The sequence below is a fragment of the Limnobacter sp. SAORIC-580 genome (assembly GCF_013004065.1).
Taxonomy (GTDB): domain Bacteria; phylum Pseudomonadota; class Gammaproteobacteria; order Burkholderiales; family Burkholderiaceae_B; genus Limnobacter; species Limnobacter profundi.
Window position 1 is genome coordinate 874,409 of the sequence record NZ_CP053084.1, and the last position, 19,772, is coordinate 894,180.

General features: G+C 53.0%; 16 protein-coding genes. 7 read left to right on the top strand and 9 right to left on the bottom strand.

Going from position 1 to position 19,772, the window contains the following annotated elements; genetic code table 11:
* Positions 1–68: 68 nt before the first annotated feature.
* Complete coding sequence (locus HKT17_RS04140) at positions 69–2,264, bottom strand: TonB-dependent siderophore receptor (protein WP_171098050.1); 2,196 nt, start codon at positions 2,262–2,264, stop codon at positions 69–71.
* A gap of 303 nt (positions 2,265–2,567) precedes the next feature.
* On the opposite strand from HKT17_RS04140, the gene bfr reads away from it, so the two are divergent.
* Both bfr and HKT17_RS04150 read left to right on the top strand, forming a co-directional pair.
* The gene (gene bfr, locus HKT17_RS04145) at positions 2,568–3,044 is read left to right on the top strand and encodes a bacterioferritin (RefSeq protein WP_008251329.1); all 477 of its coding nucleotides are present in this window, start codon (positions 2,568–2,570) and stop codon (positions 3,042–3,044) included.
* A 99-nt stretch (positions 3,045–3,143) separates the two neighbouring features.
* The gene (locus HKT17_RS04150) at positions 3,144–3,344 is read left to right on the top strand and encodes a (2Fe-2S)-binding protein (protein WP_008251330.1); all 201 of its coding nucleotides are present in this window, start codon (positions 3,144–3,146) and stop codon (positions 3,342–3,344) included.
* A gap of 33 nt (positions 3,345–3,377) precedes the next feature.
* On the opposite strand, the gene HKT17_RS04155 is transcribed toward HKT17_RS04150, so the two are convergent.
* Positions 3,378–4,127 carry a hypothetical protein gene (locus HKT17_RS04155; RefSeq protein WP_171098052.1) on the bottom strand — a complete coding sequence of 250 codons (750 nt, stop codon included), beginning with the start codon at positions 4,125–4,127 and terminating at the stop codon, positions 3,378–3,380.
* Positions 4,128–4,442: 315 nt separating this feature from the next.
* Here HKT17_RS04155 and HKT17_RS04160 point away from each other — a divergent pair, with 315 nt between their 5' ends.
* Positions 4,443–6,347, top strand: a complete 1,905-nt coding sequence (locus HKT17_RS04160) for a TonB-dependent receptor family protein (RefSeq protein WP_240965900.1) — start codon at positions 4,443–4,445, stop codon at positions 6,345–6,347.
* Positions 6,348–6,405: 58 nt separating this feature from the next.
* On the opposite strand, the gene HKT17_RS04165 is transcribed toward HKT17_RS04160, so the two are convergent.
* The 6 genes from HKT17_RS04165 to hemP form a co-directional block, all read right to left on the bottom strand.
* Positions 6,406–8,316 carry a cytochrome c gene (locus tag HKT17_RS04165; protein ID WP_171098057.1) on the bottom strand — a complete coding sequence of 637 codons (1,911 nt, stop codon included), beginning with the start codon at positions 8,314–8,316 and terminating at the stop codon, positions 6,406–6,408.
* A gap of 56 nt (positions 8,317–8,372) precedes the next feature.
* Positions 8,373–8,663, bottom strand: a complete 291-nt coding sequence (locus HKT17_RS04170; protein ID WP_171098059.1) for a DUF3325 family protein — start codon at positions 8,661–8,663, stop codon at positions 8,373–8,375.
* Positions 8,654–10,270 carry a PepSY-associated TM helix domain-containing protein gene (locus tag HKT17_RS04175; RefSeq protein WP_171098061.1) on the bottom strand — a complete coding sequence of 539 codons (1,617 nt, stop codon included), beginning with the start codon at positions 10,268–10,270 and terminating at the stop codon, positions 8,654–8,656. The genes HKT17_RS04170 and HKT17_RS04175 overlap by 10 nt, the downstream gene beginning before the upstream one ends.
* A 9-nt stretch (positions 10,271–10,279) precedes the next feature.
* Positions 10,280–10,582 carry a hypothetical protein gene (locus tag HKT17_RS04180; protein ID WP_008251363.1) on the bottom strand — a complete coding sequence of 101 codons (303 nt, stop codon included), beginning with the start codon at positions 10,580–10,582 and terminating at the stop codon, positions 10,280–10,282.
* Positions 10,563–12,680: a TonB-dependent siderophore receptor gene (locus HKT17_RS04185; protein ID WP_171098063.1), complete on the bottom strand. Its 2,118-nt coding sequence runs from the start codon at positions 12,678–12,680 to the stop codon at positions 10,563–10,565. The genes HKT17_RS04180 and HKT17_RS04185 overlap by 20 nt, the downstream gene beginning before the upstream one ends.
* A 71-nt stretch (positions 12,681–12,751) precedes the next feature.
* A complete protein-coding gene (gene hemP, locus HKT17_RS04190; protein ID WP_171098065.1) occupies positions 12,752–12,937 on the bottom strand; it encodes a hemin uptake protein HemP in 186 nt (61 codons plus the stop codon).
* Positions 12,938–13,071: 134 nt separating this feature from the next.
* Between hemP and HKT17_RS04195 the strand changes: the two genes are divergently transcribed.
* Genes HKT17_RS04195 through HKT17_RS04210 form a run of 4 tightly spaced genes read left to right on the top strand, consistent with a single transcriptional unit; the run spans position 13,072 to position 17,849 of the window.
* Positions 13,072–14,241 (top strand): imelysin family protein, encoded by a 1,170-nt coding sequence (locus HKT17_RS04195; RefSeq protein WP_171098067.1) that lies wholly within the window; start codon positions 13,072–13,074, stop codon positions 14,239–14,241.
* Positions 14,241–15,650, top strand: a complete 1,410-nt coding sequence (locus HKT17_RS04200) for a di-heme oxidoreductase family protein (protein WP_171098069.1) — start codon at positions 14,241–14,243, stop codon at positions 15,648–15,650. The genes HKT17_RS04195 and HKT17_RS04200 overlap by 1 nt, the downstream gene beginning before the upstream one ends.
* Complete coding sequence (locus tag HKT17_RS04205) at positions 15,650–16,780, top strand: imelysin family protein (protein ID WP_171098072.1); 1,131 nt, start codon at positions 15,650–15,652, stop codon at positions 16,778–16,780. The genes HKT17_RS04200 and HKT17_RS04205 overlap by 1 nt, the downstream gene beginning before the upstream one ends.
* Positions 16,770–17,849 (top strand): DUF1513 domain-containing protein, encoded by a 1,080-nt coding sequence (locus HKT17_RS04210; RefSeq protein WP_205882498.1) that lies wholly within the window; start codon positions 16,770–16,772, stop codon positions 17,847–17,849. The genes HKT17_RS04205 and HKT17_RS04210 overlap by 11 nt, the downstream gene beginning before the upstream one ends.
* Here HKT17_RS04210 and HKT17_RS04215 read toward each other — a convergent pair.
* Entirely contained in the window at positions 17,842–19,614 is a 1,773-nt protein-coding gene (locus HKT17_RS04215) for a pyrroloquinoline quinone-dependent dehydrogenase (protein WP_171098075.1), read from the bottom strand. The two genes, HKT17_RS04210 and HKT17_RS04215, sit on opposite strands and share 8 nt — an antisense overlap.
* Positions 19,615–19,772: the final 158 nt, after the last annotated feature.

Below are 19,772 nucleotides of genomic sequence, written 5' to 3' on the forward strand. Positions count from 1 at the left end.
CAATTTTCATGCACTCCAATTTTGTGAATGAGAATTAATATCAAAAAGAGTGTAGCAGATCTTCACGATTAAAATTCAACCGACAGGCTCACATTGACTGTTCTTGGTGTGCTGGTGCCCACGCGCACTGCACCGAATGAGTCGGTGGTGGTGCCTGCCTGTGCAAAGTTGTACTCTTCATCGGTGATATTTTTCAGGTTCAGCTGCACTTTCCAGCCGTCCGCCTTGTAATACGCCAAGGCGTCCAGTTGCGCCCAGCCATCGTATTTGGCCCGGTTTTCTGTAGATACAAACGAACCGGTTTGGGCAAACACGCCAAGCCCCAGCCCCAAGCCCTTGTATTGGCCGCGCTGCACTTCATACACGCCGAACAAACTACCAGAATGTTCGGGAATGCCGGGCAGGGCATTGCCTTCCTGGCCAGCCAAAGAAGGATCAACCGCCACGAGTTGGTTGTCCAGATAAGCGTAACCGGCAACCACGCGGAAAGAGTCATTGACCTTGCCGATTGCTTGAATGTCAAAGCCCAGGGTTTGGGTTTCGCCCAGGTTGGTGGACCATTGTTCCCCTGCTGGCAAACCAGACGACGCCGGGTCGGTAACGGCCACATCGGTTTTGCGCAAATCAAAAATTGCGGCGGTAATATCCAGCTGCTTGTTCAACAACTGTTTTTTGATACCCAATTCATACTGCTCGGTGCGTTCCGGGTCCAGCGGTGCACCGCCAATGCCGTTGCCCGTTGCGGGGTTAAAGCCTGTGGCAGTGGTTGGGGTAAAACCTTTGGCCCAACTGCCGTAGTACGACAAGGTGTTGGTGGCCTTGTACACCAGCCCGAATCGGGGGGATACATCGTCGCTGTCCACATTGGCCTGGCGATCTTCAAATTGGGTGCTGCGCAAACCGGCCAGCAGGTTCCATTTCTCGCCAATTGAAATCAGGTCTTGAATCACCAAACCTTGTTGGCGCGCACTGCTTCCGCCTTGGGTGAATGGGCCAACGACCACACCCCCAGGTGGAATGCCGCTGTATTGCCCGGTATTGACGTTGTAAGTAATTTGGGTGCCCGATGCAGAAATGGTGTTGTTTACAATGCGTTCATAGTCGCCTTGTAACAGGAATTTGTGGCCGATGGTTTGCCCAAACAATGTGCCGCCATCGAGTTGCCACTGGTACTTCAGCACCATGCTGTCGCTTTCGCCCTGGCCACCCTGTTGCGAAGCACGAATGGCCACATCGCCATTGTCTGCAACCACTTGCATATTGGGGCCAAGTGCTCTCGGGCTGGAGTCAAACAGGGTTTTGTCGACGCGGGTGCGTGAATAGTTGGCAGTGACCGACGAGCCATTGTCAAAGAAGTGTTCGGCCAGCAAGGCGAATCGATTGTAGTCGCTTTCGGTGTTTTCGTTCCAGCCGGGAATGCCATAGAACTGGGTGCCGTTCAGGCGACCGCTGTAGGAATAGCCCGTGGCATTGTTGCCGTCGAGTACCTGGCCACGGTCTTGGGTGTAAGTGTCGGTGATGTATTCGTATTGCGCTGTAACCAGTGTTTGTGGACTCAGCTTCCAGGTCAACGAGGGTGCCACAAGCTGTCGATCCCGGACCGTGAAGTCACGGTGACTACCGCTGTCCTCGGACGACACAATGAGTCGGTAAGCGAAGGTATCGCTCAGCGGCCCTGTGAAATCCGCCTCGACGCGGTAATAGTCGTCGCTACCGGCAATCACTTCGGCAGCACGGTACTCGGTGAATTTTGGTTTCTTGGTGACATAGTTGATGACACCGCCCGGTTCGCCTTGGCCGTACAGAATGGCAGCCGGGCCCTTCAATATGTCGTAACGCTCAATGTTGGCGGTTTCAGTGGTGGCAATGTTGGTGGCATTGAACACGTTGTTGATACGTGCGCCGTCTTTGTAAAGCGATTGGGAGGCATCGAAACCGCGTATTGAAAATTTTTCCTCGCCGCCGTTGCCCTGTTTGAACTTGGTGACCCCGGCCACGTTTCGCAATGCGTCTTCCACATTGTTGACTTGCTGGTCTTCCAGAATATCGATTGGGATGCTGATGGTGGTCAGCGGTGTGCTCATTGGGTCTGCTTCAAAGCCCAAGGCTGTGTTGGTGGTCGGCTCTTTGTAAACGCGTTCAAACCCGGTGACCTGAACTTCTTGAAGTGTGGTTGTTTGATTTTGTTGAGTACTTTGTGACCATGCAGCCGGGTGACAACCTACAGCTGCGCCAATCGCCACGACCAGCGCGCGTTTTTTCATGACAGCAATCCTTTGAGATAAAAGATGCACTGGCTTGCGGCGGCTGGCTGGTGCGGAAGGGTCTTTCCGAGCGAGGAAGGCCTACCGGTGAGGATGCCAACTGTTGCGAAGAAGGAGATTGATCGGTAGACCCACGGCAATCTCACTCGGAAAGATTGAAACGAGAAGTGTTCTCATTATTATTTAGCTTTTTGATTTTGGCAAGTGTTTTTTAAGAGGCGCACCAGAAAAGGGTTTCGGCTGCCTTGGCCCGCGTTGTACACTGTGACTTGAGTTGATTTTTGAATGCAAGGGAGAAGAACAATGAAGGGTTCGAGCAAAGTGATTGCGGCGTTGAATGCGCAATTGAAGAATGAGTTGACCGCGATTAACCAGTATTTCCTGCATTCGCGAATTTTCGGCAACTGGGGTCTCGATGTGCTGAAGAAAAAGGAATACGAGGAATCTATTGGCGAAATGAAGCATGCCGATTTGCTGATTGAGCGTGTACTGATGCTGGATGGTTTGCCCAATTTGCAAGACCTGGGTAAGTTGATGATTGGCGAAAACACACGCGAGATTCTGGAAAGCGACTTGAAAATGGAAAGCGCGGCCCAGGTGACGATCAAAGACGGCATCAAAGTTTCTGAAGACGAGCGTGATTATGTTTCTCGCGACATTCTGAAAGAAATTCTGGAAGACACCGAAGAACACATCGATTGGCTGGAAACCCAGCTGAGCTTGATTGACAGGGTAGGTTTACAGAATTACGAGCAATCCATGATGGGTGTTTCAGAGTAAATCGTCTAACATTTTTCAAATTGCGTTGAAAAAATACTTGATTATAGTAATGCGAATCATTATTATTAATTTCAAGTTCAACGCAATTTGAGGCCCACCGTGATCGTCTGCATTTGTGCCAACGTAAGCGACCGTACCATTTCTGAAGCCGTGCGCAGCGGTTGTGGATCTGTAGACGACATCACCATGAAAACCGGTGCATGTTCAGGCTGTGGCCAGTGCCGCATGCACTGTCAAAGTGAAATTGATGCGCACAACACGCTGATTCAGGTTAGCGAAATGAGCCAGCAAACAGTTTAGTAAAGCACTTGGTGGAGCACCTGGCTCCCCTGCCTACAATCCAAATTTCAGTATTCTTGCGGCTGGTCTGCTCACGCTGGGGCCATCCGGGCCTTGTTCAGGGCTTGAGCCTGGTGACTCCGCCAATCTTCTTTTCGCAATATTCCGGGGCAACACAGTGCCTGCGTCGTGGCGACACTTGTCGAAATAATCCAGCCATGGTTGAACCTTAGCGTTGGCCTGTGTTTGTCCTCCACATTGTTCTACAAACTCCTGGTCGGTTCGTCTGGCTTTGTAATCGGCCAGGCAGTCCGCCAACATTCCTGTCTGCAGGCCATGAATGGTATGCGGATTGAATTGGTACTTCAGAAAACCCGGGGTGCTGGAATGGACAATGTCAATTTTCAGGTCGGGCGCATTGTCGCGCGGCATGTGCAACACATGCGCAAAATTCGCGTCGCGTTTCAAATTCAGTCCGCCCAGTGTTTCTGTGTTCGCAAGCTCTACGCGACGAATCGCAGTGTCATTGACAACCACATCTAGATCATGAGGCATTGGCAATGCACACGTGGCGTTGGGGTGTTCAAGTGCATGAAGGTGCATGCTGGCGCTACCCACCAAAGTGTAGTTACCGCGACCGCCCAGCAGGGTGTCCAGAGCGTGAATTAGCTTGTTTGCATCGATGCCGGGCAGCGCGCTTTCAAGGGCAGTTGTAATGAGGGGGTTCAGCAGCAAATTTTGAGTGTGATCGGGAGAGTGACAAAGCGAAGAGGAAATAAGGGGAAATGAAGACGATGCTTCCATGTTGATCGACCGCAGTTGAATTGATTGTGTAACTTTATTGGAGAGAAGGGTTCAATATTTAACGCGTTTTGATGGCAGTGGTTATTTTTACATGCAAAATTTAATGATAATAGAAACAATTATCAATAACTAAAGATAGTCATGTTTAATCCTGTCCACAGCAAATATTCCATCAATTTCAAACTCGCACCGGTTGATTGTCTCGCGAGGGCGGTTGCTCTCGCTTGCTTGTCTTTTAGCGGGGTTTCAGTAGCACAGACCCTGGCACCCGTCACTGTCCAATCCGACTGGTTGGGTCCACCCACCGAGGAAAGTGTGAAAGCCTACACAGGTGCGCGCACGGTGCTTGAGAAAGAAGATCTTGAGGAACGTGGTGCTTTGAACCTGGAAGATGCCTTGCGCCGTGTGCCGGGTGTTCAAGTACTGGACGAAACCGGCACCGGAATTTTGCCCAACATTGGTGTGCGTGGTTTGAACCCTTTGCGCAGCGAACGTTTGCAAATTTTGGTGGATGGTTACCCGATTGCCATTGGCCCTTACACCAACGTGGGCCTGTCGCTATTTCCCGTTACATTGCCCAGCCTTGAAGCTGTAGATTTGGTGCGGGGTGGTGCTGCCGTGCATTACGGGCCGAACAACGTGGGCGGTGTGCTGAATTTGGTGACCAAGCCCATTCCCACGAAAACCAGCCAGACCTTCCGCGAGCGCCTTCAAATTTCCGAAGAAACTGGCAACATGCTGACCGACACTTACTACCGAATTGGTGGTTTTGTGCGTGAAGACCTTGGCTTGCAATTTCAGGCCAACATTGTGGATGGCAAGGGCCAGCGTGATCGTTCAGACACCGAAGTGCGTAACTTCATTGTGGATGGCGAGTACTACCTGAACCCCGACAACGATTTCAAAGCGCAGTTGCAGTATTACGAAGTGAAGGCTGAATTGCCTGGTGCCTTAAGCCCAGCTGCCTATGATCAAAACCCAAACCAGTCGCAAAAGCCTTTTGATGCGTACGACGCAGACATGTGGCGCGGCACTTTTACCTGGAATCATTCGTTTTCCGACGATTTCAAGCTGACATGGCGCAATTTTGCGCACCAAGCAAATCGCACGTTCTTCTTCAGCCAGTCAGCCACTTTCTCGGATGACCCAGCACAAACGCCAGCGTTTGTTCTCGATTCCCCACGCGTGTTCAGTGTGCATGGCACGGAACCAAGGTTCACCAAGCAGATAGCCAACCACACAGTGATTGCAGGTGCGCGTTTTGTTGAAGAAGATGTGCGCTTTGATGTAAGCCGCACCACGCTTGCAACAGGGGCAGTGAATCCGTTCCGCCGCTGGGACTTTACCACCAAGGCGATGGCTTACTACGTCAGCGACACCATTGCATTGATGGACGATCGTTTGAAAGTAACGCCGGGCATTCGTTATGAAGATGTTGAAACCCGCTACCGTGATTTGAATACCGGTACCGAGTTTCAGAACAACCCCGATGAATGGTTGCCTGGCTTGACTGTGGGTTACCAGGCCACGAAAGATGTGTTCGTATTTACCAATGCGCAGCGTTCATTGGTGCCGGTGCAAACGGCACAGGTGACGCGCGGTGGTGATGTGGGCAATGAAACCGCCGAGAACTACGAAATCGGTTCACGCTGGCAGATCAACCCGCAAGCCAATATTGCGGCAACGCTGTTCCGGGTGGATTACAAAGACCAGATCGTTTTCGATACAGGCGCATTCCGCAACCTGGGGGAAACACGCCAAGAAGGCGTTGAGCTGGAAGGTCGCTGGAACCTGAACAGCCAAACTGAACTGGGAATGAGTTATACCTATCTGGATACGGAGCAATTGTCGGGCGCTGATCAAGGCAAGGAACTTCGCAATGCACCCACGCACCATTTGGGGTTGGATGCGGTGTACAAGTTTGGCAATTGGACGGCCAACGCAAATGCCCTGTATGTTTCTGAAAGCTTCAGTGATTCAGCCAACACACAGGTTGAAACTGCCAACGGCAGTGCTGGTGAATTGCCCGCCTACACTTTGGTGAACATGCGCGTGGGGCGTGATTTCCCGATTGGGCAAGGCAAAAACATGAATCTTGGTTTTGGGATCAATAACCTGTTTGACGAACAGTACTTCTTCCGGGGTGTGGACGTAAGCACAACCGGTCGCGTACCCGCACCTGGGCGTATGTTGCTGGTAGAAATGCAGCTTGATTTCTAATCGCTTGATGCAAGGTCCAAAAGCCGGTGGGGAAGCAATTCGTCACCGGCTTTTTTTATTACTGGCCGCGTTGTTTGTCCACTTCGACAGACGCAACACCACTGGCCGTGTTGCCCCAGCTTCGGCGAATGTAAGTGACCACCGCTGCAATGTCGTTGTTGCTCAGTTCTACACGATAAGGTGGCATGCCATGTGGGTAGGGCGCAGCTTGTGTGCTGGGTGAAAACCCGCCGTTGAGCACCATGCGAATGGCATTGACCGGGTTGGGCGCAATCACATTGACATTGCCCGCCAAGGCCGGGAACTGATTGGCTTTCCCTTCTCCTTGCTTGCCATGACATTCCGCGCAGGTGTTGGTGTAAATGTTTTCGCCCCGCTGCATCAGTGGCAGCAAGGTACGTTGCCCAAGGCCTGTCGATTCTTTTTCTGAAGGGGCTTGTGCCGGCAGGCTTTTAAGGTACACCGCCATGGCTTGTATATCGGCGGCCGTGGCAAATTGCAGACTGTGCGCCACCACTTCGGCCATGGGGCCGTATGTTGCGGCATGCCGGTTAACTCCGCTTTGCAAGTACTGGGCAATGTCGCTTTCACTCCATTTGCCCAGACCGTGCAGGGAGTGATTGTTCAGCGCTGGTGCAAACCAGTCCAGTACCGGAATGGTGGCACCGCTTAAATTCAGTTTGTCTTTCAATCCACCCAAAGTGTTCCGTGGTGTGTGGCAAGCCGCGCAATGTCCTGGGCCGTTGATCAGGTAGGCCCCTCGATTCCACAGTGCTGTTTGCGTGGTATCAGGTTTGAATTCGCCCTCAGTAAAGTACAGTGCTCGCCACACGGCCAGAAGTGGGCGCTGGTTGAAGGGAAACTGCAAGGAAGGCTTGGGTGTTTTTTGAGCAATCGCGGGCAGGCGCTTTAAGTAAGCGAATAAGTCATCGACTTCAGCCCGGCTCATTTTGGTGTAGTCGGTGTAGGGAAATGCCGGGTAAAGGTAGTCGCCATTTTTCGAGACACCACTGTGCATGGCTTTGTAAAAATCATCTGCAGTCCAGCTGCCCAATCCGTGCTCGGCATTGGGGGTTAAGTTGGTGCTGTAAATTTTGCCGAAAGGTGTTTCGATGGCGCGGCCACCAGCATAAGGCTTTTTGGGATTGGCTGTGTGACAACCGGCACAATTGCCCAAACGCGCCAAATAGGCGCCGCGTTTTTCTTGCGCTGACAGCACATTCAATGCGATCGGCTCTGGCGATACATTGTTGTTACCGGGCACTGCTGTGGTGGTGTGTGTGCCGCATTTCAAAGGAAACTGAATACTGTTGGCCGGTGCGGCTTTTGGGTTTTCAGGTACTGGCTGTGCGGCCAAATAAGCTGTTGCTGTATTCAATTGCTCGGGGCTGAGTGCTTTCACCAGTGCGTGCATGCAATCGGGGTCGGCGGCTTGGCGCTGCCCGTTGCGCCATTTGCCCAGTTGCGCGTTCAGGTAATCGCGTGGCAAACCCAGCAAGCCTGGTGTATAGGGCTCAACTCCGGTCAGTGCTTGTCCGTGGCAGGCCGCGCAGGCGGGAATTTTTTTTGATGCAACACCGTCGAATACCAAACGTTTGCCTTGCTCAAGTTCTGCGGCTGAGGCTGTACTTTTTACGGGTGCAGGGTAGGGTGGATTTTGCGCAGCAAAGTATCTCGCCATTTGCTGCAAATAATCATTCGACAGATGTTGCACAATGCCGTTCATGGCGGCATGTTGGCGGCCACCATCGCGAAATGCGATCAGCTGGTTGTACAGGTAGCCTTCCGGTTTGCCGGCAATGCGCGGGTAATAACCTTCGGCGCTGGCCCGGCCCTCGGCACCATGACAGGCCACACAAGCCTGAACACGGTTGGCCATGTCGACTGTGGTGGGTGTTGTATTGCTTTGTGCGTTTGTTGCAAAGCTGGCCAGCAGCAAGAGGGCGGTGGTGGCAAAACGGGTGGTCATGACTACAGCTCGTGTTGAATGTGGGGCAATTATACGCCTACAACACAAGCGACCGCTTAACTTGACCGGGCGAGCACCCATGCCAAAACAACGGCCAGTGCCGCCGTTGCCATGACCCACACCACCAATCCAAAAGCTATTCCTTGCATGAAGCTGAGTGTGATTGCGCTTAGCAGCAAGGCGAGCAGGCCAGCGGTGCGGCGTGCCCCCACTGAACGTAAGCCAATCGCATTACAACGTCCAGCCCAACGGCGATGACGAAAATGCGCCTGTTGTGAAAGTGCGATCAACAGCAAACCTGAAAACAGAAGCGAAAAAGCCAGCGCAACTTGTAGGGTTAGGCGCATTCAAAAGCCTCGTTGGGAGTGACTATTTTGCAAGCGGTGTATGTGCCCATTGCAACCATGAGAAGCAAACCCATGTCGATGGCCAGTGAATTCATGTCCCCTTGATCAAGGGCGGCTGCGAACATGCCACCTGTGTTGATTTGATTGAGCAGCCAAGCCAGCGCACACAGGGCTGTGAACACAACCGTGGGTTGAAACCACTGGCTGCTGCGGTGCGCGGCTGCCTGGTTTTCCAGCCGTTTGAATCGGACGGCGTTGACAAAAGCCCAGATTATCGTGAGCACCCACACGCCATAAAACACCCATGTTTCGGTGGTTGCGCGGTTAGGAAGTTGGTTGGGAAGAAGCTGATTTGCCACAAGATACGCGGCAGTGGCAATCATCATGCCGACAGTGCCGCCCACAGTCAGGGCTTGAACCACGGTAAAGCCTGGCAGTTTTTTCTTGTGGTGTTGAATGCGGCGCGACTCCAGCCAAAACAAAAAACCGGTGTGAATCATGAAGCAGCCCAACAAACCACCCACCACGTACAGCACTCGAAGTGCAGTGTGGTCAAACTGTATGAAGTGCAGGCCGTTGATCCAGTGGGTAAAGCTCTTGATGGGTTTGGGTTGATGCGCATGGAGCAGTTCGCCGGTATGCAACAGCACTGTGTCGGCATGTGTACTCATTGTGATACTGCGCTCGGGAAATACCCTGCGAATTTCGAGTGTGGCGTTGCTGTCGCTCAAGTTGCGAATATTGATTGAATCGGCACGCGCAGTTTCGCCCAGCGCCTGAGTCCAGGCAGCCTCACGTGCTTGAACCAAAGTTGGCACGGTTTTCAATGCGGCGATTTGTTGCCCGGGGTCCTCAGTAAAACCGCTGGGAGGCATGTTGATAAAACCACTCATGGCTTTTTGGGAGGCAGCTTTGTCACCATCAAATGCGGTTAGTGTGGCCCACGGAAAATAGATGGAAAAGAAGATCAGCAGGCCAGTGAATGTGATGATGAAGTGAAAGGGCAGTGCCACCACGCTGCTCAGGTTGTGCAAGTCAAGAAGGCTGCGCACAGTGTGTTTTTTCGGACGAAACACAAAGAACTCAGCCAGAAGTTTCCGGTGAATGACAATTCCGCTGATCAGCAGGGCCATCATCGCCAAACCTGCGATCCCGAGCAGAAAATAGCCGACATTGTTCCATGCAATATTGAATTTGTAGTGGAAGGGAAAAAAGAAACCGCTGCCACCCAACGTGTGTTCGTTGGACACCACTTTGCCCGTGTCGGGGTCCATGAAATAGGCCTTCAAAGTTCGGTCGGGTTTGACAATCCGAATCAGTGTCATGGGCGTACGTTCGGTGGGTAAGCGCAGTCGTATATTGTCCGACTCGGGCGCCAACTCTCGCGCTTTCAGCAATACGGTTTCAAGTTGTTGGGGGCTCAGTGTGCAACATTCACCAGCAACACTGCGGCTTTCCGGGTGCATCCAGCGATCGAACTCTTTGTCGAATACGGTGAGCGTACCCATCCAGAACACAGCGAATAGAAGGAAGCCGATGAAGAGTCCAAACCAGGTGTGAAACCAGGCCATGTGTTGACGAATGGAAGGTGCTTTCTGCTTGCTCACGACTGGGGTTTACCAAGGAAAGTAGATGACGATTGCACACAGCAAACCAAACAACAGTCCCTGGGCACTTAGCCAGGCCAGGCTCGCTGTGCAATAAACCCACAGCATCCAACAAGGCATGGCCAGGTAGGCCAGCAGCAGGCCAAGGGTCAAGGCTTCGCTTTGCTCCATGCCTGCTTTGAACAGCAAAATGGCCAATGCTGCTGCAAACAGATTGGCCAAAGCCAACCCCGCAGGAAATGCCAGCAGCAGGCAAACAATTTGCCGACTGCTGATTTTTAGCCACTGTGTTTTAGAAACGGTAGTTTGCACTGAACACCACATTGCGTTCGACACCATAGAAACAGTCGCCACGAGACAAACAGGTGGAAACGTATTCGCGGTTGGCCAGATTGGTCGCATTCACTGCGTAGCGCCAATCGCCAGTTTCATACGAGAGCATGGCGTCCAGCAGCGTCACACTGGGTGTACGCACGTTGTCTACGCCGTCCCAGGATTCGTCAATGAATCGCAAGCCTGCGCCCCATTGCCAGCCGGGTAAGCCGAGCATGGAAAACTTCTGGCGTCCCCAAAGGCTGAGGGTTTGCTTGGGCACTGTGGCCAATCTTTTGCCTTGACTGTTGGGCGTGGAATGGCGGGTTACTTTGGCGCTGGTGTAGGCATAGGCCGCCAGAATGTCCACAGTGGGGCTTAGGCGGTGGTTGGCTTCCAGTTCAACACCTTTGCTTTCCGCTTCGCCAACCTGAATCTGATTGTTGGCTACAGCAGGATCAGCGACGCGGCGGTTGTTTTCCTTGATTTCATAAACAGCAGCAGTGAAAAGCGACTTGCCATCGGGTGTTTCATATTTCACACCCATTTCCTGTTGTTCAGCTTGTTGAGGCTTGAACGGATTGCCAAAGAAGTCCAGGCCGCCAATTGGAAGGAACGATTCCGAATAACTGTAGTAAGGCATAGCGCCAAAATCGGTGATGTAACCCAGGCTGGCCTTGTAGGTGTTTGTGGATGTATCCAGGCTAGAGGCTGGTGCGTTGTCGGTTTCGGATTTGGCCCAGTCACGACGAATACCCACGGTAGAAAGCCAGCGCTTGGCGTACTTCACCTGGTGTTGAGCGTAAATACCGGTTTGAGTTTGCAGTGTGCCTGCAATGTCTGCCAGTACAGGCGCAGTGAAATTACCATACACCGGATTGAGATAATCGATCGCGGCAGCACTGCCGCCCGCACCACGCGCGCCGCCCAAGGCAACTCGCTGGTAATCAAACCCGACAATGCTGGTGTTCTCGAACTCGCCAAAATTCCATTTGGCAGTTAGTTGTGAGTCAGAGGTGAGGCTGTCAGCCACGTTGTATTGCGAAATGGCCACGCGGTTGATGGTTCGTCCATCTGCATTGATTCGAGGTGTGAATGCCGAGTAAATCGAGTTATACGACACCGCACTGTCGCTTTGTTTCACTTTCTGGCTGAATGTGAACACATCGTTCAAGCGATGATCAAACTCCAGCCCATACGAGGTTTGCTTGGCCAGGTACAAGTCGAAGCCTGGCTCGCTGATGAATGTGTCAGTTGGAATGCGGCCATTCGGCCCTTCAAAGCGGGTGCCGATGATCGGGAAAAAGCCGACGGATGAACCCGACACATCCCGTTGCACATTCAAATACGCAGTCAGGCTGGTGTCGGCGTTGGGCCTCCAGGTAATGGCGGGTGCGAACAGGTCTCGATCATCCGGCACAAAGTTCACTTGGGTGTCACTGTCGCGGGTCAGTGCGATCATTCGGTACAGCAGGGTGCCGTCCTCATTCAGTGGGCCGGTCAAGTCGAGTGCCAATTGTTTGCGGCCGTATTCGCCCAGCTGCACCCCCACTTCACCAGCCTGTTCGCGTTGTGGGCGCTTGCTGACCATATTCACCAGGCCGCCAAAACCACCCTGGCCATACAGCACAGATGAAGGGCCTTTCACCACTTCAACGCGTTCCAGGGTAAACGGGTCGGGGCGTACATTGTTGTAAAAACCAAAAAGCTGTTTCAAACCATCTTGGTACTGCACAAACGAAGTGCCGCGGATAAAAGCCCAGTCGCCGCGATTGTCAAAGCCATAAGAGCCAGCACTTACGCCTGCGGTGTAGCCGAGCGCGTCTTGCAGGGTCAGTGCACCCTGATCTTCAATGCGGTCGCGTGTAATCACCGAAATGGATTGCTGGGTTTCAACAACGGGTGTCCCGGTCTTGGTGGCAGAAAATGTGCTGTTGGCTTTGTACCCGTCCACTGGCGCTGAAGGGCTTGGTTCGGTTTGTACCTGCCCCTCTACTTTGACAGCGGGCAGGGTGGCAGCTTCTTGAGCGTTTGATAGTTGGGGCCAAAACAGGGTGATTGCGCTGATGGCGCAAGGCAGAATTTTTTTCGGATTCATGATGCGGTTTGAAAAAAACGCTGGCTGGCTATTTGTTTTTTGCTGGCTTGCGGTTTGAGGGTGAGAGAAGATTATTTGGTCAAAATCAGCTTGCCTTGGGCGGTAATTCGCAAGCGATACTCTGTGTTGTCATGAACAATGGTCCGTTCGCGGCTGCCTTGTGGAAACAGGGTTTTTGTATTCAAAGGCGCTGCGGCCGCTGGCTCAGTGTGGCTTGCGGGGGGAGTGCCAGTTTTCAGCGTAGATAGGGAATTCATGGTGGCCCGGAATAAAGTAGATTGCCTGCGTTGAATGAGTCGAAGTGTAACGGATGTTCTTATTAATTGCAAATCATTCTCATTAAGATTAACATATAGGCTGTTTTTGATTGATTCAAAGGTTTCAGGTCCTTATGACGTACTCGTGGTTCAACGCCAAACACAAGGCGATGGTTGTCGGTTTAGCTTTGGCATTTTGCAATGTGGCCGTGGCGGCCCCTACCGATCAAGATGTGGTGAAGGGTTATGGGCAATTGGTGTATGCCAATTACACCGATTCAGTGAATGCAGCCCAGAAAATGCAGGCAGCCATTGATGCATTTTTGAAAGCGCCTTCCCAGGCTGGCCTGGATGCAGCAAAAAAAGCATGGTTGAATGCCCGCGAGTTTTACGGGCAAACAGAGGCTTTCCGTTTTTATGGTGGCCCGATCGACGATGAAAACGGGCCAGAAGGGCAGATCAATGCCTGGCCGATGGATGAGTCGTATGTGGACTATGTGCAAGGCAATGCACGCAGTGGTTTTATCAACAATCCAAAATTCAAGATTACCCGCGATGCCTTGATCGAAGAAAATGAGCGGGGTGGTGAAGAAAACATTGCCACCGGTTGGCACGCCATTGAGTTTTTGCTGTGGGGTCAGGATTTGAATGAGAATGGCCCCGGCAATCGGCCTTACACCGATTACGTGAAAGGCAAAGGCCAGAATGCAGAACGCCGCGCTGCTTATTTGCGCGAAATAACCGCCTTGTTGATCCATGATCTTCAAACAGTGCAATCGGCCTGGGCCCCCAAGAGAACTGACAATTTCCGCGCGAGTTTTGAGAAGGGCGGCAAGGAATCCATTCGCAAAATTCTGGTGGGTTTGGGTTCACTCTCGCGCGGCGAGCTCGCTGGTGAACGCCTTGAAGTGGCCTTGTTCAGTCAGGATCAAGAGGATGAGCACTCCTGTTTTTCAGACAACACACACCGCGATGCAGTGACCAATGCGCAAGGTATTTTGAATGTGTGGACTGGCACTTACAAACAGGCCGATGGGGCCGTGTTGAAAGTGCCTTCTCTGGCCGAGTTGGTGGGGGCACGTGCACCGGAAGTTGCGAAGAAAACCACGCAGCAAATCCAGAATTCAGTGAAGGCCGCAAGTGCCATCCAAGCACCCTTTGACCGGGAAATTATTGGTGGTGCAAACGCACCTGGGCCCAAACGCGTGAAAGCCACCGTGGATAGCCTGGTTGAGCAAAGCACCTTGCTGGTTGAATCGGCCAATGCAATTGGCATTACCCAACTTACCCTGACCTTGCCCTGATGAAAGTAGCTGTTTGTTTGGCAGGGGGAACCCTGTTGCTTGCCGGGGCGGCATGGGCCGCAGTTGAAGGAATGACTGCCCGCACTGCAGGGGACGTCACCGTGTTTGCCGATGGCCGAAACGCCTTTTCATTTCCCGCCGCCAATTTGCCCGATGAAGAACGAACGCGATTTGCCATTGGCAATTCATTTTTCAAACGCAACTGGGTACAGGCCCCTGCATCGACCACTGCGCGTGACGGACTGGGTCCGCATTTCATTGCACGTTCCTGCGGTGGTTGCCACATACAGGACGGTCGAGGAAAGCCGCCCGAAATTCTGGATCGACTGAGCACTGAGCAACCGGTGGACCTCTTGTTTCGCCTGTCCATTCCCGGTAACGATTCCAAACATGGTGTTGTGCCCGACCCTGTGTATGGCGATCAGTTCAACAACGCTGCCATTGCGGGCGTGAAGCCTGAAGGCAAGGTGCACATTCAAATTACAGAGTTACGTGGCAAGTACCCGGATGGCACACCCTATGTGTTGAAAAAGCCGAGCTATTCTTTCTCTGATTTGGGCTATGGCCCCATGCACCCCCAAGTGATGGTGAGCCCTCGAATTGCGCCACAGGTGATTGGCCTGGGCTTGCTGGAAGCCATTGAGGAAAAGGATGTTTTGAACAATGCCAAGTGGCAGGCGGCACAGCCCGGCCCAATCAAGGGTGTGCCCAACCGGGTTTGGGATGCGTATGCACAAAAGGACATGTTGGGCCGCTTTGGCTGGAAGGCCAATGTGGCCACCCTGGCGCATCAAACCGGCGGCGCTTTTCTGGGTGACATCGGCATCACCAGCAGTTTGTTTCCCTCCGAGAATTGCACACCTGCCCAGAAAGACTGTGTGCAGGCACCCAACGGTTCCGAGAACGGCGAGCCTGAACTCAGCGACAAACTGTTCAACGAGATTGTGTTTTATCAAGCCGTGTTGGCACCACCAGCCCGCCGCAACGTGAATGATGCGCAAGTGTTAAAGGGTCAAAAGTTGTTTGAGCAAGCGCAGTGCGCCGTGTGCCATCGCCCTTCCTACACCACAGGCAAAGTGCCTTTCCCGGCCTTGAGCAGCAAAGCGTTGGAAGGACAGGAAATTTGGCCCTACACCGATTTGTTGTTGCATGACATGGGCGAAGGCCTTGCCGACAATCGCCCCGATTTCAAAGCGAATGGCCGCCAGTGGAAAACACCGCCTTTGTGGGGAATCGGCTTGATTCCCGATGTGAACAACCACATGCGTTTGTTGCACGATGGTCGCGCCGATGGTGTTGAAGAAGCCATTCTCTGGCACGGTGGTGAAGCCGAGCAAAGCAAGAACCGCTTCATGAATTTTTCGGCGGAAGATCGTTCAGCACTGATTCGTTTCGTGGAGTCTTTGTAATGAATCCCCAACATCAGCATGAATTGAAAACTGGCCTGTTGCGCGGACTGGTCTGGGTAGTGTTGGCCTTCGTGTTGTTGGTGGTGCTTAATTTTGCCAATTCAGCCGTGGCTGCAAAACCCGTGGACCGAAGCACGATGCTGTTTCCTTACTACGAGGTGGCAGAGGTATTGAATAGTGTGGCGATACACCACCACAACAAGGACACTGCCGTGCTGCGTGATCAACTCGAGGCGTTGAGTGTGGCCACGGCGCAATATTGCAAAACGGGTGGAAAAGCGCAGCCTGCCAACATGCAACAGTTACAGGGGCAATATGCTAAGGCCTACCTGGCCTGGCTGGAACTGTCGGCGGTGGTGATGGGGCCCATGCTGGACAACAACACGGTGCGCCAAATCGATTTTCGACCTTTGCGCCTGAACTTGCTTGAGCGTGCAATCAAAAAACAGCCGCAAGGCGCGCAAGCCATGGCCCTGATCGGAAGCCCGGCAAAAGGTTTTCCTGCCCTTGAGTATTTGTTGACGCAAAATGATTTCAAATCGGGCACCCCCCAGTGCAATTACGCGCACGAGGTAGTGCTCGACATTGCACGCACTGTGGCCGGTTTAAGGTGGCAAACCAGTGCAACGCAAGCCAATCAAGACGACGCACAGGCGCTGGGTGCAGGCATGCAATTGTATTTCAACCAGTTGGTTGGAGCCACGCACAACCTGGCTTGGGAGCGCATGGAAAAGCCGCTCTTGAAGAACAAGGATGAAGCCAGAGCAAACATGGCGCCTGCAGGACATTGGCCATTTTCAGAATTTCATTTGACCGAAAAAGCATGGGCTGCACAGTGGCAGGGCATAGAACATTTGTTGATGGTGACTGGCCAAACTGTGCCGCAGGCCAATACGCAAGTGATCCCGCTGGAGGCTTATTTGCGCGGCTTGGGGAAAATTGAACTGGCCGACACCTTGGTGAAGTACAGCAGTGCTGTGGCTGTGGCCATGCGGTCCAACGACATCACAAAGCCAGCCAGTGTTGAACAGTCAGTTAAAGCACTCAAGGTGCTCAAGGGGTTTTTGGAAAGCGAGGTGGCCAAGGGTTTGAAAGTGTCTATTCAGTTTTCATCTTCTGATGGTGATTGATCCAGTGTTGAATTCGCGTCGGCAATTTTTGGTTCAAAGCAGTGCGTTGGCCTTGAGCATGGCCTTGCCCCTGCCTGCCGAACTTGCAACCCACACTCGTCAGGCCCGTTTATTGGCAGCCTGGCAACTTCCAAATGCGGGCTATCAGGTGGGTGTGCTCAACGCAGCCGGGCTAGGTGCAGCGCTTTCTTATACCGTAACCACGGCAGTCGATTTGCCCACACGCCCGCACGGTTTAATGCACCTGCAGGGCGATGAGTATTTGGTGATCGCTCGCCGCCCCGGTGACTGGTTGTTGCGCCTGAATATTCGCAGTGCTGAAACCTCGCGCGTTTGGCAGGAAGAAGACCGGCATTTGAACGGACACAGCGCCGTGTATGGCGATTGGCTTTACACCACAGAAACCGATGTGCTCGGCGGCACTGGTGCATTGGCCGTGCGAAACCGCCATACCTTCGAGTTGCTGGATGTGTGGCCCACGCTGGGCAAAGATCCCCATGAAATGCTGGTGCTGCCCAAGGGTGGGTTGGGCATTGATGAACCTTTTTTGTTGGTGGCCAACGGCGGAATACCTACGCATGCAGACATGGGCAGAACCCAGTTGAATCAACTGCCCATGGATTCTTCGCTGGTTGCTTTGCATCCCCGAACGGGAAAGGTGTTCAATCAATGGACCTTGAGTGATACGCGACTCAGTTTGCGACACATGGCGGTACACGCCAGTGGTGTGGTGGGCATTGCCATGCAGGCACACCACGGCAATGCTGCCCTTAGGGATGCTGCACCGGTACTGGCTTTGCTTGATGAAAACGGACTGCGCACGGTGAATGAATCGGCGGGTGTGAAGGGCTACGCCGGCGACATTGTTGCCACCCCCCAGGGCTTTGTGATCAGCTGCACCAAGAATAATTCTGCCGGGCATTTCGATATGCAAGGCAACCTATTGCATTCACGGGCTGCGAATGCCGCGTGTGCCTTGGCTGCCGAAGGAGAGCAGGTGTGGCTGGGTAGTTTAGCTGTTGAGTTCAGCAGGCCATTGGAGCTGGACAATCATTGGCTGCTTATTTAACCCGCAGTGCCCAAGCCTTGATGGTTTGTCCCTGCTTGAAACCAAACAGTTTGTTGCCACCCACAGCCACTGCCAAAAACTGTTTTTCATCCACTTCGTAGGCAATGGGTGGTGCATTCACGCCCGCTGAATTGTTGTGTTGCCACACACGTTTGCCCGTGATTGAATCAAGTGCAAAAAACTCACCACTGCCTTCACCTGAAAAAACCAAACCTGTTTGTGTGCTGAGTACACCACCAATCAAAGGCGCATTCACTTTGTGTTGCCATACAAGTTTGCCTGTGTCCAAGTGAATGGCTGACAGCAAACCGTATTTTTCTCCATCTTCAATTGGTGACATCGAAGAATACCTCAGTGCGGGCTTGTTGCCTTTCGCTTTCAGCTCGTGCAATTGATACTTCACCGGCCAGTGAATGCCGGCGATGAACACCATGCGGCGTTGTTCATCCACTGAAACAGGCGACCAGTTGGAGCCGCCTATAACACCGGGGTAAATCACATTGCCTTGTTCAGTGGGCAGGGTAAACATATTGTGCTGCGGTACAAAGGCCTCGCTCTTGAACAACAATTCACCCGTGATGCGATTGTGCACATAAAACCAACCAGTTTTGCCTGCCTGGCCAACAGCTTTCACCGCCTGGCCCTCATGCCTGGTGGTGAACAACACCGGTGGGCTGGCCACGTCGTAACCCCACATGTCGTGCGGCACTTGCTGGTAAAACCATTTCAGCTTGCCGGTGCGCACATCCAGCGCCACCAAGGAGGCGGTGTACAGGTTGTCTCCCGGCCGCGATGAGCCTTCCATTTGCGGTGAAGGGTTGCCCGTGCCGAAATACAAAATGCCATTGTCCCGGTCAATGGCGGGTGTGCTCCAGGCTGATCCGCCGCCAAATTTCCAGGCATCGGGATATTGAGCTGCTTTGGCTTTTTCTTCCTCAATATTGCGCGGTAACACCACGCCATCAAGGGTGGCCTTTGTGAATTCTCCCTCCCAACCTTGGTCGGGAACCGTGTCAAATTTCCACGCCATTGCGCCGGTGTTAACATCGTAAGCGGCCATAAAACCACGGCGCCCGTAGTTGCCCGCAATACCCACCACCGCACCGAGTGGCGCATCGGGATCGGGCGAGTCCAGGTGCAAGCCATAGCCCACACCGGTAATGCCCACAATAACCTTGCCATCGAATACCATGGGCGCCATGTTGATGCCTGCACCAGATGCACCCGACACTTCCAGTTTTCCGCCCTGCGTGTCCAGTTGCGACCCCAGTGTGGCGGCATCTTCCTGCACACCTTGTTCGCCTTTGGTAACATCGATGTCCCAAAGCTTTTGGCCAGTGCGTGCATCCAGTGCCAGAAGGCGTGAATCGACTGTGCCCATGAATACCTTGCCATCACTCACGGCCACGCCCCGATTGGCGGGGCCGCAGCACATGGGTCGGTCTTTGATCCTGTTGTGTGTGTAACGCCACAACAATTTTCCAGTGTCGGCTTTCAAGGCCACCACATGGTTAAACGGCAGCGACACAAACATGACGCCGTTCACCACGATGGGTGTGGCTTGAAAGCTGGATGACACACCCGTGTCAAACTCCCAGGCCAAGTCCAGTTGCCCGACGTTGCCAGGCGTAATTTGTGTTGACTGACTGTGCCGCTGATGATCCCAATTGCCGCCAAATACCGGCCATTCTTTGCCTGAACTGGCAAACGTGGCGGTGCAAACAAGTAGTGAGAAAGCGGCGGCGAGGGCTTGATGCAGCGTCATGGTTGTCGTTTTGGATTGGAATTGCCTGAAGAGACAAGCAAGGATCAATCCACTGCTGTTGTTGCAAAGTGGCGCACCGGAGTTGTCACAAAAGTGTCATCCAATGCGCAGCTGCTTGCGTGTATATTTCGCGTACCCGATTCTATTGGTAAATGATC

Excerpts from the sequence above, each read along its gene's own strand:
- HKT17_RS04140 (WP_171098050.1), bottom strand. The coding sequence starts at position 2,264 with ATGAAAAAACGCGCGCTGGTCGTGGCGATTGGCGCAGCTGTAGGTTGT.
- HKT17_RS04215 (WP_171098075.1), bottom strand. The coding sequence starts at position 19,614 with ATGACGCTGCATCAAGCCCTCGCCGCCGCTTTCTCACTACTTGTTTGC.
- HKT17_RS04170 (WP_171098059.1), bottom strand. The coding sequence starts at position 8,663 with ATGCGCCTAACCCTACAAGTTGCGCTGGCTTTTTCGCTTCTGTTTTCA.
- HKT17_RS04195 (WP_171098067.1), top strand. The coding sequence starts at position 13,072 with ATGACGTACTCGTGGTTCAACGCCAAACACAAGGCGATGGTTGTCGGT.
- HKT17_RS04210 (WP_205882498.1), top strand. The coding sequence starts at position 16,770 with ATGGTGATTGATCCAGTGTTGAATTCGCGTCGGCAATTTTTGGTTCAA.
- HKT17_RS04185 (WP_171098063.1), bottom strand. The coding sequence starts at position 12,680 with ATGAATCCGAAAAAAATTCTGCCTTGCGCCATCAGCGCAATCACCCTG.
- HKT17_RS04155 (WP_171098052.1), bottom strand. The coding sequence starts at position 4,127 with ATGGAAGCATCGTCTTCATTTCCCCTTATTTCCTCTTCGCTTTGTCAC.
- bfr (WP_008251329.1), top strand. The coding sequence starts at position 2,568 with ATGAAGGGTTCGAGCAAAGTGATTGCGGCGTTGAATGCGCAATTGAAG.
- HKT17_RS04205 (WP_171098072.1), top strand. The coding sequence starts at position 15,650 with ATGAATCCCCAACATCAGCATGAATTGAAAACTGGCCTGTTGCGCGGA.
- HKT17_RS04165 (WP_171098057.1), bottom strand. The coding sequence starts at position 8,316 with ATGACCACCCGTTTTGCCACCACCGCCCTCTTGCTGCTGGCCAGCTTT.
- HKT17_RS04200 (WP_171098069.1), top strand. The coding sequence starts at position 14,241 with ATGAAAGTAGCTGTTTGTTTGGCAGGGGGAACCCTGTTGCTTGCCGGG.
- hemP (WP_171098065.1), bottom strand. The coding sequence starts at position 12,937 with ATGAATTCCCTATCTACGCTGAAAACTGGCACTCCCCCCGCAAGCCAC.